We start from the raw sequence: 16,498 nt of genomic DNA on the forward strand, positions 1-16,498 counted from the left end.
AAGGCTGTTAAAGGTAAAAAGATTATCTTCAAGTTCAAAGGCAAAAAATACATCGGAAAAACCAACAAGAAAGGTGTTGCCAAAGTAACCATTAAGAAAAAAGTATTGAAAAAGCTTAAAGTTGGTAAAAAAGTTACCTACCGCGCAAAATACTCAACCAAAACAGTCAAAAAAACCGTTAAAGTTAAAAAATAAGGATTTAATAATTTAAATCCTTTCTTTTCTATTTTTTTATATAACGCCGAAAGCACATTTTTTGATGCCGACTATTTTTTCAGGGCCAAATTAAAAAATTTGTGTGATTTGATTTTACCAGTTTTCGAAATTGCCCTAAAATGCCAAATAACAAACGTTTATATAACATTAAAGATAATAAGATTAAATATTATTTTAAAATATTGTTTAAATTATTAAAAAAGGAGGAGTGAAAAATGAAAACTAAATTAAAAATATCTGGAATATTTGTAGTTTTCATTGCAATGCTACTTTTGATGGGTGCTGTTTCAGCATCTGACGAATCCATTAGCAATCAAACAATATCTGAAATAGATACTACAGAATTAAACGCTGATGAAAGTGTTTTAAGCTTAGAATCAGCCAATAATGATATAATTAAAGAAAATGAACCGTCACAAGACTTAACATTAGCTCAAACTAATGATAATAACTTAGGAAATTCAAGCGATTCCGAAAGTGGAAACGCCACAACAGAAGGAACAATCACATCAAGTGATGTTAAAACCACTTACCATTCCGGAAAAACAATGAAAGTGACAATAACCGATAAGACCACCGGAAAAGGAATAGCAACTACCCTTAAGGTCCAATATGTACAAAACGGCAAAATCGCCAAAGAAGCAAGTTATAAGACCGATTCAAATGGGGTTGCACAAATTACAACTGCTCTACCTGTAGGAAAATATGTCGTTAAAATCACTCACGATGACACTAAAGACAATGTGACTGCAACCGCAATCAGCAAAGTCCTGTCAATTGTGAAAACCACTACAAAGGTAACTGCAAAAAAAGCTACCGCATATAAGGGATATAAACTTACTTTAAAAGCGGTACTGAGCAAAACCAAAGACGGCAAAAAGGTTAATGAAGGAAAAGTTAAATTCAAAATCAACGGAAAAACCTACACAGTCAAAGTTAAAAACGGAGTTGCAACTAAAAAGATCAAATTGTCCAAAGTCAAAACATACAAATACACTGCACAATTCTTGGGCAATAAAAACATTAAAAAATGCAAAGCTGCCGCCGGAAAAGCCGTTGTTAAAAATAGGTACGATACCAAAATTACTGTAAACAACATTAGAGGCCAATCCGGAGATAAAGTGAAATACCAAATCCAAGTTACAACAACATCCGGTAAGAAAGTGACTTCCGGACAAGTTAAAATAACCTGGAACGGAAAATCACTCGTCTGTAATGTAACCAACGGCGTAGTAAAACTTATCGGAACACTTGGTGGAAACTTCAAGGAAAAAATCAAAGGAACTGACTATTACTACAAACAGTTCACTACAAAATTCAAAGCAAAATACATTCCAACATCCTTAAAGTACAAAGAAAGTTCCGCAAAGTATAAAATGATTTCTACCTACAAATGTGGAGTATGCGGACATACAGATTCACATACCCATACTGTAAATGGAACAGCAACCAAGATTGTTGTAGTTTAAGAGAATAATATTCTCTTATCCTTATTTTTTTTTAAAAAATTTAATTTAAATTTTTCACCTGTCGCCAAATTATCAATACATTAATAAATGATTAAAACCATATTTAATATATTATACTTATACTAATTTTATAAGGAGAGATAATTATGGACAAATATGAAGATTTATTAGAAAGAGCAATAGACCAATTACCTCCTGAAGTATTTGAACACAAAAGATTCAAAATTCCTAAAGCTTATTCAGATATCCAAGGTAATAGAACATTCATTAAAAACTTTAAAGATGTTGCAGAAGGTTTGAACAGAGATCCTCAACATTTATTGAAATTCTTAATGAGGGAATTAGGTACTGCAGGAAATATTGAAGGTCAAAGAGCAATCCTGCAAGGTAAATTTACCCATTACTTGATCAATGAAAGAATTGAAGATTACGTGGACAAATATGTAATTTGCCACGAATGCAACAGACCGGATACAAGAATTATCAGAGAAGGTAGAATATTCCTGCTTAAATGTGCTGCATGCGGTGCAACAGCACCTTTAAAATCATTATAATTCTACTTTTTTACTTATTTTTTTAGATACAATGTTTTGTCCAGAGTGCGGAAGTACAGATAAGGAAATGGTTGGAGATGTCTGTATAGACTGTTTTTTAAAAGAATTTCAGATGATTGACATTCCAAAAAGAATTGAAGTTCAGATATGCAGTCACTGCAACAGCAAACTCGAGGAAGGCAAATGGAGTGATGAATTCATTCCGGAAGAGGAAATCATTTACCGTGCACTTGAGAGAAACATTGAAATCGCCGATGAAGTGGAAAACGAAATAATCAACCTTGAAATAGACCAGATCAAGGGAACAATAGCTGACTGTTATGTTGAAGTTGTCGGAGAAGTCCATGGAACACAGATAGATGAAACCCATGACTGCGAAGTCAAGATACTTAAAACCGTTTGTCCAACATGCAGCAAAATACAGTCAGGATATTATGAAACCGTAGTTCAGTTCAGGGCAGATTCAAGAGAAATAAAAGCCGAAGAATATGCCAAAGCCGATGAGATTGTAGAAAGGACACTGATGAAACAGTCAAAAAGTGACAAGCTGGCATATTGCCCTCAAATTGCAAAGCTGAAGGAAGGTTATGACTACTATATAGGCTCATTCAAGTCAGGCCACAAGGTTGCGGAAGCCTTAACTGAAGAGTTTGGAGGAATCATAAAGGAATCCCCAAGGCTCATAAGTGAAGACAAGTCCACCGGAAAGGGACTTTACAGGGTTTGGATTTCAGTCAGAATTCCCGAATTTGAAATTGATGATTTTATCGGTTTTGAGGATAAGATCATGCAGGTTACAAGCATCGGCAAAAGCAGTGTTGTTGGAGTTGACATCTCAACAAACAAAAAGCATAACATTCCAATGAAGAACATGGAAAACATCAAACTCATTAAAAAATCAGATGACATTGAAACTACAACAGTCATTTCAAAATCCCCGCAGTTCCTGCAGATTCTAGATCCGATTGACTATTCCGCATTGGATTTGAACATGAAAGGGGAATACGATGAGTTGAATGTTGGACAAGAAGTGAAACTTATTAGAATTGACAATAACGTTTATTTATTGATTTAATGTGATAAAATGAATATTGAAGAAAAGATTCAATTGATTGAAGAAGGAACTCTGGAAGTTATAGACACAGAGGAATTGAAAGAAGTGCTTGAAAAAGAACAACCTATAGCTTATACCGGTTATGAACCTTCAGGCAAAATCCATTTGGGACATGCCGTAACCGTGCAGAAATTAAAGCAACTGCAAAAGTTAGGTTTCAAAATCAAAATCCTTTTAGCTGATTATCATGCATTCCTCAACGGAAAAGGAACAATTGAAGAAATTGCCGAAACTGCAGAATACAACAAAAAGTGTTTCCAGGCTTTAGGCCTTGACGAAACCACCGAATTCGTATTGGGATCATCATTCCAATTAGAACCGGATTATACCGATAAAGTTTATCAGCTGGCCACCATGACCACCCTGAAAAGGGCCAGAAGAAGTATGGATCAGGTAAGCCGTGCAGACGATAACCCTAAAGTGGCAAGCGTAATATATCCGATTATGCAGACAGTGGATATGGCTGCATTGGAAGTCGATGTTGCCCTTGGTGGAATGGAACAGAGAAAAATCCAGATGCTGGCACGTGAAAACTTAGAAAAAATAGGTGAAAACGTTCCTGTCTGTATTCACACCCCATTATTGCACGGCCTTGACGGCGATGCAAAAATGTCTTCAAGCAAAGGAAACTACATTGCAGTGGACGATTCAGTTGAAGTAATCAGCAAAAAAATCAAGAAAAGTTTCTGTCCTCAAGGGGAAGTTGAAGGAAACCCTATGATTGAGATTGCAGAAACCTTTGTTTTCCCAAATCAGGATACTTTACTTATCAAAAGGCCTGAAAAGTTCGGTGGAGATATCGAACTTACACACGATGAGTTAATCAAAGACTTTAGTGAAGGCAACTTACATCCAATGGATTTGAAAAATGGAATTAAAGATTTCTTAATTGAATTCTTTGCTCCTGTCAGAGAGTTTATGGAGGAAAATTAAATGGTTGAAGAAAAAGAAGAATTCGAAATGGGTTTGCCAAATGGTGTTGGCGAACAGATGCTTGCACATGCTTTTGAAAAATTCGACATCAAATTGGAACAAACCGAATTCGGCCCAAAATTAATTGGCGAATACGATGAGCTTGTAAAAGCAAGAGAATTTTTGGAAAATGCAATTCGTGAAAGATTAGCTGAATTAGAAGGGAAAAAATAATTTTCCCAAACTTATTTTTTATTTTAAATTTAAACAGTCCGGTTTCATCTACGGAATGCAGTCCGGACAGATTCCAAGATACGGCGCAACAGCCTTTTTTATGTCTGAAGACACCTTGTTTACGCCATTTGTGGCATCAATTATCTCACAGGTATAGTCCTTGGAAAAATTCAGATAGTTTTCCCTGACCTTGGTTAGAAACGCTTCGTTTTCAAAGGTATCCTCACCGGAGGTTCTTGCAACAGAGGTCTTGACGTCCAAGTCAAGCAAAATCAAAAGGTCAGGTCTTTTGGCATATTTATTTAGAACCTCGACCCATTCGGCATTGTCCTGATAGGCCAGTGATGAAATGAATGACCTGTCGGAAATGATAATCTTTGATTCATCCTCCAGCTTGTCCATTATCATCATCCTGTCAGCTGCAAACAATAGCGCCAAAAGGTTTTGGACATTGTCTGTCTGTGCATCGGGACGCTGCAGAATCTTGTGAATCAAATCCCCGACTTCAGACTCTGTCGGTTCCACTACCGTTTCAACCCTGAACCCGTTGGCTTCAAGCCAGTCCTTCAGCATTTGGATTTGGGTTGATTTACCTGCCCCATCAATTCCTTCAAAAACAATATACATATGATAGAATATGTTTTAATTTAATATATAATTAATTACAAAGATATGAATGTATAAAAAATCAAGGTGTAATTATAAAATGGTTTTGGAAGAATTATTAGCTCCCGCAGGCTCACCTGAAGTGTTGACAATTGCAGTCAATGCAGGAGCCGATGCGGTTTACATTGCAGGCCAAAAATATGGTGCAAGGGCATACGCTAAAAACTTTAGCTTCGAAGAAATTGAAAAGGCTGTGAATTATGCTCACTTGAACGGCAGCAAAATCCATGTGACAGTCAACACACTGGTCAACAATTTTGAAATAGTCGATGTTTTGAAATATCTCTTTAAGCTATATCAGATTGGAGTGGATGCAGTCATCGTGCAGGATTTCGGACTGATCTGGCTTTTGAAGACATTCATTCCGGATTTGGAGGTTCATGCATCAACACAGATGGGCCTGAACAATTACTCATCTATCAAATGGGCTGCCAAAAACAACATAAAAAGGGTGGTGCTTCCAAGGGAAGTCACAATCGGACAAATCAGGCAAACAACAGAACAGCTCAAAAAGGACAACATAGACATGGACATTGAAGTGTTCGGTCATGGAGCACTGTGCTATTGTGTCAGCGGAAAATGCTACATGTCATCATACAACAGCGGCAGAAGCGGAAACCGTGGAGCCTGTGCCCAGCCATGCAGACGGGAATACCGCCTGAAATACAGAGGATACAATATAGGAAACGGATATCTCCTCTCAACACACGACCTTGCAACATACAACAATCTGAAAGCCATTGAGGATGCCGGAGTCAAATCCCTTAAGCTGGAAGGCAGAATGAAATCCGGAGACTATATAGGAACCATCGTAAACAGCTACAGGAATCTTATCGATGGAAATCCCGGAGACTACAAAAAGGACCTGCACCTTGTTTTCAACAGGCAATTCACAAACGGATACATGATGGGAGACAAGCCTGGGGACGTTATGGGAAGAGGTCATTCCGGCCATGAAGGACTCTACATTGGAGACATCACAAACATTGATGGCACCAAGGTTACAATCGAGATTAAAAACAAGGAAATACCTGTAATTCTGGAACCTGGAGACGGAATCGCCTTCAAATACAACGGCAAAATCAAGGGAATCTATCTTGAAAACATCATCAAGCAGGATGAAAATGAAATTGTCATAGACACCACACGCCTTGTCAAGGTCGGAACCGAAGTGTTCATCAGCTATTCAAAATCCACTCACGATTATTTGAAACAGTTTGAAAATGAGACAATAAAGAATAATGTGCCAGTTAAGCTGTCCATGACATGGGACGATAACCTGAACCTGTTTACCAAAGTCGAATATTACGTTGACGGCGAGCTCATCAATTTCAGACACAAAACATTGGACAAGTTTGAAAAGGCCAAAAACAAGCCCGTTACAGAGGAAATCATTGAAAAGCAGCTTAAGAAAACAGGAGGCACACCGTTTTATATTGAGGAAATCAGATTCAACAACATGCCCGGCGACATCTTCATACCAATCCGTGAAATCAACCAGATCAGACGGGAAATACTGGATACCGCAACCGAATTTCTAATGAACCATTACACCCCAACCAAAAAATCAGTGAAAGCGGTGCGAAAGGACCTGACCAGATTTTTTGAGGAATATGAAAGATATCCTGGCAAAACAAAAAGGAAAGCTCCTAAACTTTCAATATTCATTGATGACATTGCACAAATCAAGGCGGCTTCAGGATTTGACCTGAAAAGAATTTACTTTGACGGAAACTGCCACTACAACAACCCTGACGACTATTTTGAAAACATAAAGGAAACTTTAAAGCAGGGAAGCCTAATGGCCGCACCGACTGAGTTCGTTTGGGTTTTGTCATCATTCATATCTGAAGAGGATGCCGTCAGATGCCAAAAAATAGTCAAGGAGCTTCAGGAAGAGGGAATCATCATTTCAGTTATGGGAGATTTCCCTGCCATGAATGAGATATTTGACTGCTCAATCCATGGAAACCATAACCTGAACGTTTGGAATAGCTTTTGCGTACATAATCTGAACGCTTCAGGATTCAAATCACTGATTCTGTCATCAGAGCTTTCAGGTAAAGAAATCAAAGAGCTGGTATTGAGAAACCATGACAGGAACATTGACCTGGAGATGATTGTCAACGGAAACCTCGAAGTCATTGTGAGCAAAGATGATTTCACCAATCTGAATGACGGTAAAGACTTCATAATATCAAACGATGCGGATTATGCGACCCTGGAAGACAAAAAAAGAAAAAAATTCAAATATAAGATATTTTTCGACTACAACAGGCAAAGTCACATCATCAACAAGGACTGCTTATGTCTGATTGAGGAAATGAATGAAATCAAGGAATTGGGTCTTGATTCACTGATTCTGGATTGCAGATATTCTAATGAGAAATATACCTCACAAATTTTATCAATTTATGCTGAAAGCCTTAAGAACAAGACACAGGAAGAGTTAACCGAATATAAATACCAGATTATGGATTTCTCACAATCCTACATCAACAAGGGAAATTATATTGAAGGAAGATTGCACGAGGACAAATAATGAGAATACCTGAATTACTCGCACCGGTCGGATCCAAAGAACACCTGAAGGTGGCCATCAATGCAGGAGCCAGTGCAGTCTATCTTTCCGGAAAGAATTACGGAGCCCGAAAGTTCGCAGACAACTTCACATTGGATGAGATTGAAGATGCGATAAACACCGCACATATGCATAACGTCAAGGTTTATGTCACCGTAAACACCATAATCAAGGAAAGCGAACTTGAAAACGTCATGAATTACCTGTCAAGGTTATATTCGATGGGCGCCGATGCGGTTCTGGTGCAGGATTTGGGCCTAATCGAATTAATAAACAAACATTTACCTAATCTTAAAATCCATGCATCAACACAGCTGACCTGCGAAAATCAGCTGAAGCTAAATTATCTTGAAGGCAAAGGAGTGAAAAGGGTTGTGCTTCCGCGTGAGATGAGAAAAGAGGAAATCAAAAATCTCAAGACAAATATGGAACTTGAAATATTCGTTCATGGAGCATTGTGCTATTCCTATTCCGGACAGTGCCTGATGAGCAGTTTCAAGGGAGGACGAAGCGGAAATAGGGGAACATGCGCCCAGCCTTGCCGTCAAAAATACAGTATTCAGGGAATCAAAAGACCTGATTACTATCTGTCCCCCTGTGATTTGTCGCTGTACAATCATTTGAGGGAAATTGCAGAGATGGATATCCGCTCGATTAAAATTGAGGGAAGGATGAGGTCCAAGGAATACCTTGCAATTGTCGTGAGCAGTTACAGAAAGGCCCTCAACAAACTGAAAAGCGGAAAGACAGCCTCCTCTGAAGAAATAAGTTTAGTGTTCAATAGAGGATTAAGCGAAGGACAGTTCTCAAATAACTCAAAAAGAAGCATAAGAGCAGGCCATATCGGTTTAAAAATTGGCAGAGTAATCAAAAGCGGTAAAAACCAGCTTGCGATACGGCTGAACGATTCCATAACAACAATTCCCGAAAGGGGCGATGGTCTACTGATTGTCAAAAATGACAATGACTACGGCTTTGAAATATCCCAAGACCCGTTGATAACAACACTGAATCATTTTAAAAAGGGTAAAAATAAGCAGGTAAAAGATCTGACTAGAAAAGACAAGGTTTTGGTTGTCAAAAAGGTATGGCAGAATAGGGATGCAGACTTTAACCTGAATGAATCCGAAGCGTATCTGACAAAAAGAAACGGATTATCCAAAAAGGTTAAAGAGATTGAAAACAGAGGCTCAAGCTATGTCAAATCCAAACTTATACTGACATTTTCCATTAAGAACAAATTTCCGCTTCTGAAGGGCAGACTGACACTTGCAAACCGCAAGGAGATAACTGCTGAAGTGACTGGAAACACTCCTTTCGAAAAGCCCCTCAAAAAAAGCGTCAGTGCAGACACCATCAAAAAGCAGCTCCTGAAACTTGACAAATACCCATTTGAGATAACACAGGTCAACATCAATTATGACGGAACACTGTTCATCCCTATAAGCAAGATAAATGAGCTGAGAAGAAACCTCCTGGAAAAACTGGAAAATGAGGCCATAAACTCATACAGGCACAAAAATAAAAGAATCACACTGGACAAAACAGGGTCCGCCTCAAAAGGGGAAGTGAATTTCTCATTTTATACAAACAATCTGAATCATCTGAAAAACATTGACGGAGTCAAAAGGGTTTATTTGGAGATTCCTCCACAGGACGATTCTTTAACACTTGAAGATGACAATTACAACCTCAACTACATGATCAGCTTCATCAGGGAGGCAATGGAAATTTCATACGGCAGGGATTATGAGCTGATTTGGAAATGGCCAGACATCACCCATGACAAACTAATCAGGGCACTGAATAAAGTGAGGGGAATATTGAACAAAATGAACTGCTCCCTTCCTATTATGAGCGCCAATTTCAATGCAGAATACGGTCCTTATTCAATGAACATTGCCAATAGCTGCAGCGCCGGCAGTCTTGAAAACTATAAGATACTGACAGTTTCACCGGAACTGCGCAAACAGGATTATGAAGACATCATAACCTCCAGTCAAAATCCGGACAAAATTGAAATGCTGGTTCAGGGTTCCGTTGAGCTTATGAAGACCAGATATCCTATTTTATATGGAAATGAAAACAAAAGGAATTATGAAAATTATCTGATTGACGCCAAGAACAACAGATACCCAATCCACAAAAGCATTTCAGGTGAGGAATTGATTATTTTTGACGGCAGCGAACTTTCACTACTCGAAGAAATTAATCACCTTAAAAATCTCGGATACACTAATTTTTCAATTGACGGACGATATAAAGATGATAATTACTATAAAGTGGTTAACATTTACAGACAAGCTTTAAATGGAAATATTGACAAAAAAGAACTTGAAAAATACAGTCCTAAAAATACCGTTGCCAACTATTAATATTACTTTTCAAATGCTCTCGGCAAAGTCGAATATATATTAAAAAATATATTATGTATACAAAGGGTTTGGTAAAAATGTGTGGAGAAAGAATAACATTGCAAAACATTAAAGGGATAGGAGATAAAATCTCTGAAAAGATACTTAACAGCGTTGGGGGCGAAGATGAACTCCAAAAAATAGTTGATAATGTTGATGTTGAAAAGATATCTTCAATAGATGGAATCAGCCAAAGGAAAGCCATTGAGATAATGAACCAGTTACTCGGCAATCCCCAGGAGGATTTCATAAAAAGCGACAGGGCAATGGAGCTTTATGACGACATCATAAGCAAGATTTTAGCCTATTCAAACACCGCATACTCCAAAAACAGAATATTGCTGCTTTCTCCTACAAAAGACATGGATAAAATAGCTTCCAACCTCGATTTTGTAATGACTGCAAAAGAGCATGTTTCACAGCTTCCAATCATCAAGTTGAGAGGTTTGATGAAAAACCTTAAGGAAGTTGAAGAGGCCAAACCCGAGTATGACCCCAGCAAAGCCATTATTGTCGAATCCGAAGAGGACAATTCCTATCTGACAGATTTGGGACTGAACCAATATTATCCCATCATTACCGCCAGCGATTCTCCGCTGCTTAAGGAAGAGCTGATGAACTATGATTTGGTATTTTATGTTTACTCACAGGGAATACTTGATTTTGAAGGAATGCCAAACCTGATAATGGTCAATATTGACGAAAACGATTATGAAATCGTTCCTGAAAAGATAATCAATTTCTTTATTCAAAACAAGGAGCTGTTCTTGAGAGTTCATGAAATACAAAAGATCAGAAATAAGGATAGTGTTTTAGGAGAAATCATACCTATCATTGATGAGTTGAATATTATCGACAAAAGGGAAGTGGATATTGAAGAACTTGTATTCTCTCTAAAAGATGAGATGGATGATGAGCTTGAAAAATCCATAAAGAATGTGGATCTTGAAGGAGATGAAATACTCAACTTATTAAACAATAACTTCCCGCCAAAGATTAGCAAAATATTTGACGACATTATCAATAAAAGAAAGGAAATAATTCGGGAGAAAACAGGACTAAGTTTTGACCCCTACCTCAGGACATATCCGATACAAATTGACGAGACTGAAATCCAAAGGGTAACTCTTGAACAGTCATCAAGAAAGGAAAACGATATCTTCGACATTAAGAAAAGTGCCGCAATTGAGCTGAACTCAATTAAGGAGCGTGCCATCAAAGAAGTTGAGGATACAATCAAATTCGACTATGAATTCAGCCTGGGCAGTTTTGCATATGAATACGGATTGTGCAGACCTGAATTTTGTGAAGAAATAAAACTGGAAGGTGCATTGCACCTAGAGCTGGCACTTGAAAAGGATAAGGATTATGTTCAAAAAGTGGACTACCAGTTAACCCCCGATGAAAACATTGCACTTCTAACAGGAGCAAACAGCGGTGGAAAAACAACATTATTGGAAACCCTAACACAAATATCCATTATGGCCCAAATGGGACTGCCGGTAAGTGCAGACCGTGCCGAGATAAAATTATTTGATGAAATCTACCATTTCTCAAAGAAAAGATCTCTTGATGCAGGAGCATTCGAATCATTCTTAAATGTGTTCATACCAATCGTCACCACCAATAGTGAAAAGTTAGTATTATTAGATGAACTCGAAGGAATAACAGAACTCGATGCAGCCGTCAAAATCATATCCACATTCATTGATATGATTAAGGAATCCAATTCTTACGGTGTGATTGTCACTCATATGGCAAGGGAACTGATGAATTACACCAACATTCGCGTAGATGGTATTGAAGCAAAAGGATTAGATGAAAACTATAATCTGATTGTTGACAGAACCCCAAAAATGAATTTCCTTGCAAAAAGTACACCGGAATTAATTCTAAAAAGAATATATGAAAAATCAGATGATGATTTAAAAGCTGTATATGCTAGAATTTTAGAAAAATTCTAACCCATATACTACTTTTTACTATTTCAATTGAAAAAAATGAAAAAAGAGATAAATCAATGATTTATCTTCACTTAATGTTTGATTATTGATTCGATAGTTTCATCATCAGGCGCGTTAATTTCAACCAATTTACCGTCTTTAACAAATCTGAAAGTAGGTGTACTATCATTGTATTTATTTGCATCATAAACACCGTCAATTCCAGCCATAGTCTTGTTAACTTCATTATCTATAGGTGTTACGGCGGTAAATTCATCGTTGTCAAAGAAAAATACTTTTACAAATATTTCTTTGCCGTCTTTAATGAATTGGCACACTGAAAATTTAGCGTCCTTTACATCAGTAGCATCCTCAGCTAATTTTTGTGCACTTTGATTTTCTTCAAAACCATCAGGAATGGTAAATTCAAGGTCCTGTAATTTTAATTTTCCATTTTCAAAGGACATTGATCCGCCATTGGAGTTGCTGCTGTCGCTTGAAGAAAAATTAAAACTCCAACTATCATCTGCACTTACTGCACATACTGTTAAACAGACTGCAAGTAAAACTGCAAAAATCATTAATACCTTTTTCATAATTTTTCACCTCTAAAACAACATATTTAAAAAAAAAATATGCATAATATGAGGTATATATTCCATTCTATTTAAGTATACTAAAAAATTTAGTGAGTTTATCAAAACTAATAATATTTTTCGATTAGATTATTAAAAGTCATCAAATATTGATTTTCCACGACCTAAATCTATTTTAATAATTATTTTATATATTTAATTAACAAAGATAATTATTAATAGGATAGAATTCATTAGATATGCTATTCATATAAACACATGGCAAGTTAGTCATGTTAATATTTAAAATGGATATATAGGAGGATTAATAGATATGAATGAAACGGTCAAGGAACACTCATGGATTCCATTAGTGTTAGTTGCTTGTGCCTCATTTATTATAACATTGGATGCGACATTCATGAATGTAAGTATTTCTAAGGTTGTAGTTGATCTGCATACTGATGTAAGTACTATTCAGTTGATTATGTCATTTTATACCTTAATCACCGCTGCATTCATGCTTCTGAGTACCAAACTTCAGGACATAGTCGGTAAAAAGAAACTGTTCATAATCGGTACCATTCTTTATGGTGTCGGTACATTTACTGCGGCAATAAGTTGGAGTACACCAGTGTTATTTATTGGATGGGCATTGATTGAAGGTATTGCTGGAGCATTGATGACACCTGCTACTGTTTCCCTTATTAGTGGAATATATTCCGGTGAAAAACGTACATTTGCTTTGGCAATTGAAAGTGTAATGGTTTCCATTTCTGCTGCTGTCGGTCCGCTATTCGGTGGGGTCATGACAACATTTTTAAGTTGGAGATGGGGATTCGCAGTTGAATTAATATTTGTAATACTTATTTTAGTAATGCAACATAAAATACCTGATTTCAAACCTACTGAATCTAAAAAAGATTTGGATATTACTGGTACTATAATTTCAATTATAGGACTTGTCTTGTTTGTTTGGGGTATTTTAATGCTTACAAAAGATTCATCCAGCGTTGCTATAATAGTTATAGGTTTAGCCATCTTAGCACTATTCGCATGGTTTGAAATCAGAAGGAAAAGAAATGGCAAAGTGCCATTACTTGATATGGACTTATTCAAAGACAGAAATTTACGTGTAGGAGCAATAATTAGGTTAATCGGTTGTCTTGCAATGGGAGGAGCATTGTTTGCAGTTTCACTCTTCCTGCAAAGTGTAATGCAGTTAAATGCATTGAATACCGGTTTGACCACACTTCCTATGACTATAGGTCTGCTTATTTTCGCAATAGCTGCCCCAAGTTTATCTACTAAATTTAGTCATAAGACACTCATTGCAGTAGGATCTTTAATCGCAATCATTGGATGTGTGATTTTAAGCTATCAATTCAGATTAAATACAACAATGTATGATCTGATACCTGGTCTGTTTGTATTGGGTGCTGGACTTGGTTTTGTAATGTCTTTAAGTACAGACATTTCATTAATCAATATTCCTAAGAAAAGTGAAAATAACGCATCTGGTGTTCTTACAACCACACAAACATTAGGTGAATCAATGGGTACAGCACTTATTGGAGTAATACTAATTCTCGGAGTTATGGGAGGTCTTTCCACTGCAATCGATATGTATGCACCAGACCATGCAAACGACCCGCAATTCTTTGATGATGCAGCCAATTACCTCCAGGCAGCCGGTACCGAAAATATTACACAAGACAGTACTGTCATGAATGCCGTAGATGTCATTATTCAGGAAGCTATGGGATTCGTAATGATAATAACGGCCATTCTGCTGGGAATTGTATTTATTGCAACGTTGCGGCTACAGCCTAAAAAACAATGAGAGTTCATCTCTCATTTTCTTTTTTTATTTTTTTAGAAGTTTTTGTATTGACTTTTTCAAAGACAGATAATTTCAATTCTTTTCTGCATTATCAAAATCCATCTATGTTTGGCGATGAAAACAATCCATGTCCAATTCCCTGAAGGACACATGCAAATAGCATGAAAAAATAGAAAAATAAGTAGATAGAATTATCTACTTAACTTTAACACTTGTTTTAATGGTGTCTTTAAGGTAAGTTACTTTAACAGCGTATGTTTTACCTTTTTTGAGCTTTTTAATGACTTTTTTGGTTAAAGTCTTCTGCGCAATACCTTTTTTGTTGGTTTTAGCTTTGTAGGTTTTGCCTTTAAATTTGAATTTAATGACTTTGCCTTTAACCAGCTTGCCGTTGATTTTAAGGGTTGCTTTCAAGACAAATTTTTTGGCTGTCTTTTTAACAGTGACTTTGCTTGCTTTAAGCACATGTTTAACAGTAACAGTGTTTTTATAAGTTTTACCTGCATATTTGGTTGTTATTGTGTATTTTTTAGGAATGTCAGTTATTTTTATTTGAGCTATTCCGTTTTTGTCGGTTGTTACTGTTATTGTCTTCTTGTTGATTGTAAATGTGACTTTTGCGCCTGCACCTACGGCATGGCCGTCAGCGGTTACAACCTTAACGGAGAAGTATTTGCCTCCATTATAATCAACACGGATATCATTATTGTTGATGATTTTGGTGTCATCAGCAACGGTGTAGACTTTTAGACAAGCAATATAACCCAAGTCATAAGCATCTTTCCATGTTTTTCCGTCGAATGAGACAAATGAAATATTTTGAGTATAATGCACCCTAGTATCTTCTAAAAGAATGTATGGCACCCAATTTGATGTTATTTCCGCCTTGAAGACATCACCTTTTTTGACTGGTACGTAACTACCTAATTTGATAGTGTGATAACCAACATATGGGGACACTCCTTCTTGAGTCAGTCTTAATTCATCGTTTACAAAAATTTTGACTGTATAACTGACGCCGCTCTCATTGAAGTATGTTCCAACACCGGCAATCAAATCGTCATCCAATGCTCCAAAGACATTCATATAACTTATAGTTCCATTGCTTCGCGCAAAATGAGAGAGCCATGTAATGTCATATTGATAGTTTTTATTGTAAGGTACCGTATTTTCAATTATAGGTATGGCGGCGTAATCAATGACCTTGCCGGGTGCATATTTCAGGAGTGATTTGTCATAATATGAAACATAGACGATTCCATTGTCTCCCCAGTCAGGCCCATAACTGTTTTTGACAATCCATGCTCCATTGCCCGGAGGGGTGTATAGGAATTTTTCTTTTGGGAAATTATCATCCCATCCGATAATGGACACTTCATGGTTTGCAGTTTCAGGCATATCGGCATATTGTGCATAGGTTTTCGGATTATAATACTGAGCTTCATCATCGAATGAAGCTTGTCCGAAAAAGGACACATCCAGAGACCCGTATTTCAGGATTGCCAGTTTCATTTGTGTACCGTTAGGGATTTCATTATTAGGTATGAATATTATATCCTGAACATGAATGTTTTGATCGGTTACGATTGGCATTGTAATTTTACCGAGCTCGTCATAAGTATCCGCACCACATGGAATAGCTCCAAGCCAGCTCAATAAATATCCTGCAGAAGCGAGATTGGTTCCGCCTTCAAATACTTCCATAGACCCATAAGGAGCTTTTAACAATACTGATTCTAATGCTGAAGACATTCCAAATGTCCAGCAGGCTCCCATCCATCCTTGGTCTTTAACTGATGACATCCATCCCCAGTCGCGCAAATCAAATTTGACCGGAAGAACATTAACATTAATATCATTGTTAACCGGAGTCAACTGCATGCCTTCTCCAACCATTATTGTTGCATAGAATGTATTGTTGGTTGAAACAGTGTCGTTATTGAAAACATTGCTTGCATCTATATTGTATTTTTTAGT

General features: G+C 37.0%; 13 protein-coding genes. 10 read left to right on the top strand and 3 right to left on the bottom strand.

Annotated features, from left to right (window positions below; translation table 11 throughout):
* From QZN27_RS05040 to QZN27_RS05065, 6 genes are all read left to right on the top strand, one after another.
* The coding region (locus tag QZN27_RS05040) for a hypothetical protein (RefSeq protein WP_296784513.1) at positions 1–195 on the top strand (195 nt) is incomplete at its 5' end.
* A gap of 236 nt (positions 196–431) precedes the next feature.
* Positions 432–1,685, top strand: a complete 1,254-nt coding sequence (locus QZN27_RS05045) for an Ig-like domain repeat protein (protein ID WP_296784516.1) — start codon at positions 432–434, stop codon at positions 1,683–1,685.
* A 146-nt stretch (positions 1,686–1,831) separates the two neighbouring features.
* Positions 1,832–2,239 carry a translation initiation factor IF-2 subunit beta gene (locus QZN27_RS05050; protein ID WP_067040760.1) on the top strand — a complete coding sequence of 136 codons (408 nt, stop codon included), beginning with the start codon at positions 1,832–1,834 and terminating at the stop codon, positions 2,237–2,239.
* 31 nt (positions 2,240–2,270) lie between these two features.
* Positions 2,271–3,314, top strand: a complete 1,044-nt coding sequence (locus QZN27_RS05055) for a 60S ribosomal export protein NMD3 (RefSeq protein WP_296784520.1) — start codon at positions 2,271–2,273, stop codon at positions 3,312–3,314.
* A 9-nt stretch (positions 3,315–3,323) separates the two neighbouring features.
* Positions 3,324–4,286, top strand: a complete 963-nt coding sequence (locus tag QZN27_RS05060; RefSeq protein ID WP_296784522.1) for a tyrosine--tRNA ligase — start codon at positions 3,324–3,326, stop codon at positions 4,284–4,286.
* Positions 4,287–4,499 (top strand): hypothetical protein, encoded by a 213-nt coding sequence (locus QZN27_RS05065; protein WP_296784525.1) that lies wholly within the window; start codon positions 4,287–4,289, stop codon positions 4,497–4,499.
* Between the two features lie 48 nt (positions 4,500–4,547).
* Here the strand turns inward: QZN27_RS05065 and tmk are convergent, their stop codons facing one another.
* A complete protein-coding gene (gene tmk / locus QZN27_RS05070) occupies positions 4,548–5,126 on the bottom strand; it encodes a dTMP kinase (protein WP_296784528.1) in 579 nt (192 codons plus the stop codon).
* Positions 5,127–5,205: 79 nt separating this feature from the next.
* Between tmk and QZN27_RS05075 the strand changes: the two genes are divergently transcribed.
* The 3 genes from QZN27_RS05075 to QZN27_RS05085 all read left to right on the top strand — a co-directional run bounded on the left by QZN27_RS05075 (position 5,206) and on the right by QZN27_RS05085 (position 12,124).
* On the top strand, positions 5,206–7,707 hold the full coding sequence (locus QZN27_RS05075) for a U32 family peptidase (protein WP_296784531.1): 2,502 nt from the start codon (positions 5,206–5,208) through the stop codon (positions 7,705–7,707).
* The gene (locus QZN27_RS05080) at positions 7,707–10,121 is read left to right on the top strand and encodes a U32 family peptidase (protein ID WP_296784534.1); all 2,415 of its coding nucleotides are present in this window, start codon (positions 7,707–7,709) and stop codon (positions 10,119–10,121) included. Before QZN27_RS05075 ends, QZN27_RS05080 begins: the two co-directional genes overlap by 1 nt.
* A gap of 77 nt (positions 10,122–10,198) precedes the next feature.
* Positions 10,199–12,124: an endonuclease MutS2 gene (locus QZN27_RS05085; RefSeq protein WP_394346856.1), complete on the top strand. Its 1,926-nt coding sequence runs from the start codon at positions 10,199–10,201 to the stop codon at positions 12,122–12,124.
* 71 nt (positions 12,125–12,195) lie between these two features.
* Here QZN27_RS05085 and QZN27_RS05090 read toward each other — a convergent pair whose 3' ends face one another.
* The gene (locus QZN27_RS05090) at positions 12,196–12,699 is read right to left on the bottom strand and encodes a hypothetical protein (protein ID WP_296784541.1); all 504 of its coding nucleotides are present in this window, start codon (positions 12,697–12,699) and stop codon (positions 12,196–12,198) included.
* A gap of 400 nt (positions 12,700–13,099) precedes the next feature.
* On the opposite strand from QZN27_RS05090, the gene QZN27_RS05095 reads away from it, so the two are divergent.
* Entirely contained in the window at positions 13,100–14,521 is a 1,422-nt protein-coding gene (locus QZN27_RS05095; protein ID WP_394346857.1) for an MFS transporter, read from the top strand.
* Between the two features lie 195 nt (positions 14,522–14,716).
* Here QZN27_RS05095 and QZN27_RS05100 read toward each other — a convergent pair.
* A partial coding sequence (locus QZN27_RS05100) for a lectin like domain-containing protein (RefSeq protein ID WP_296784546.1) occupies positions 14,717–16,498 on the bottom strand: 1,782 nt, incomplete at its 5' end.

The sequence above is a fragment of the uncultured Methanobrevibacter sp. genome, assembly GCF_900316895.1.
Taxonomy (GTDB): domain Archaea; phylum Methanobacteriota; class Methanobacteria; order Methanobacteriales; family Methanobacteriaceae; genus Methanocatella.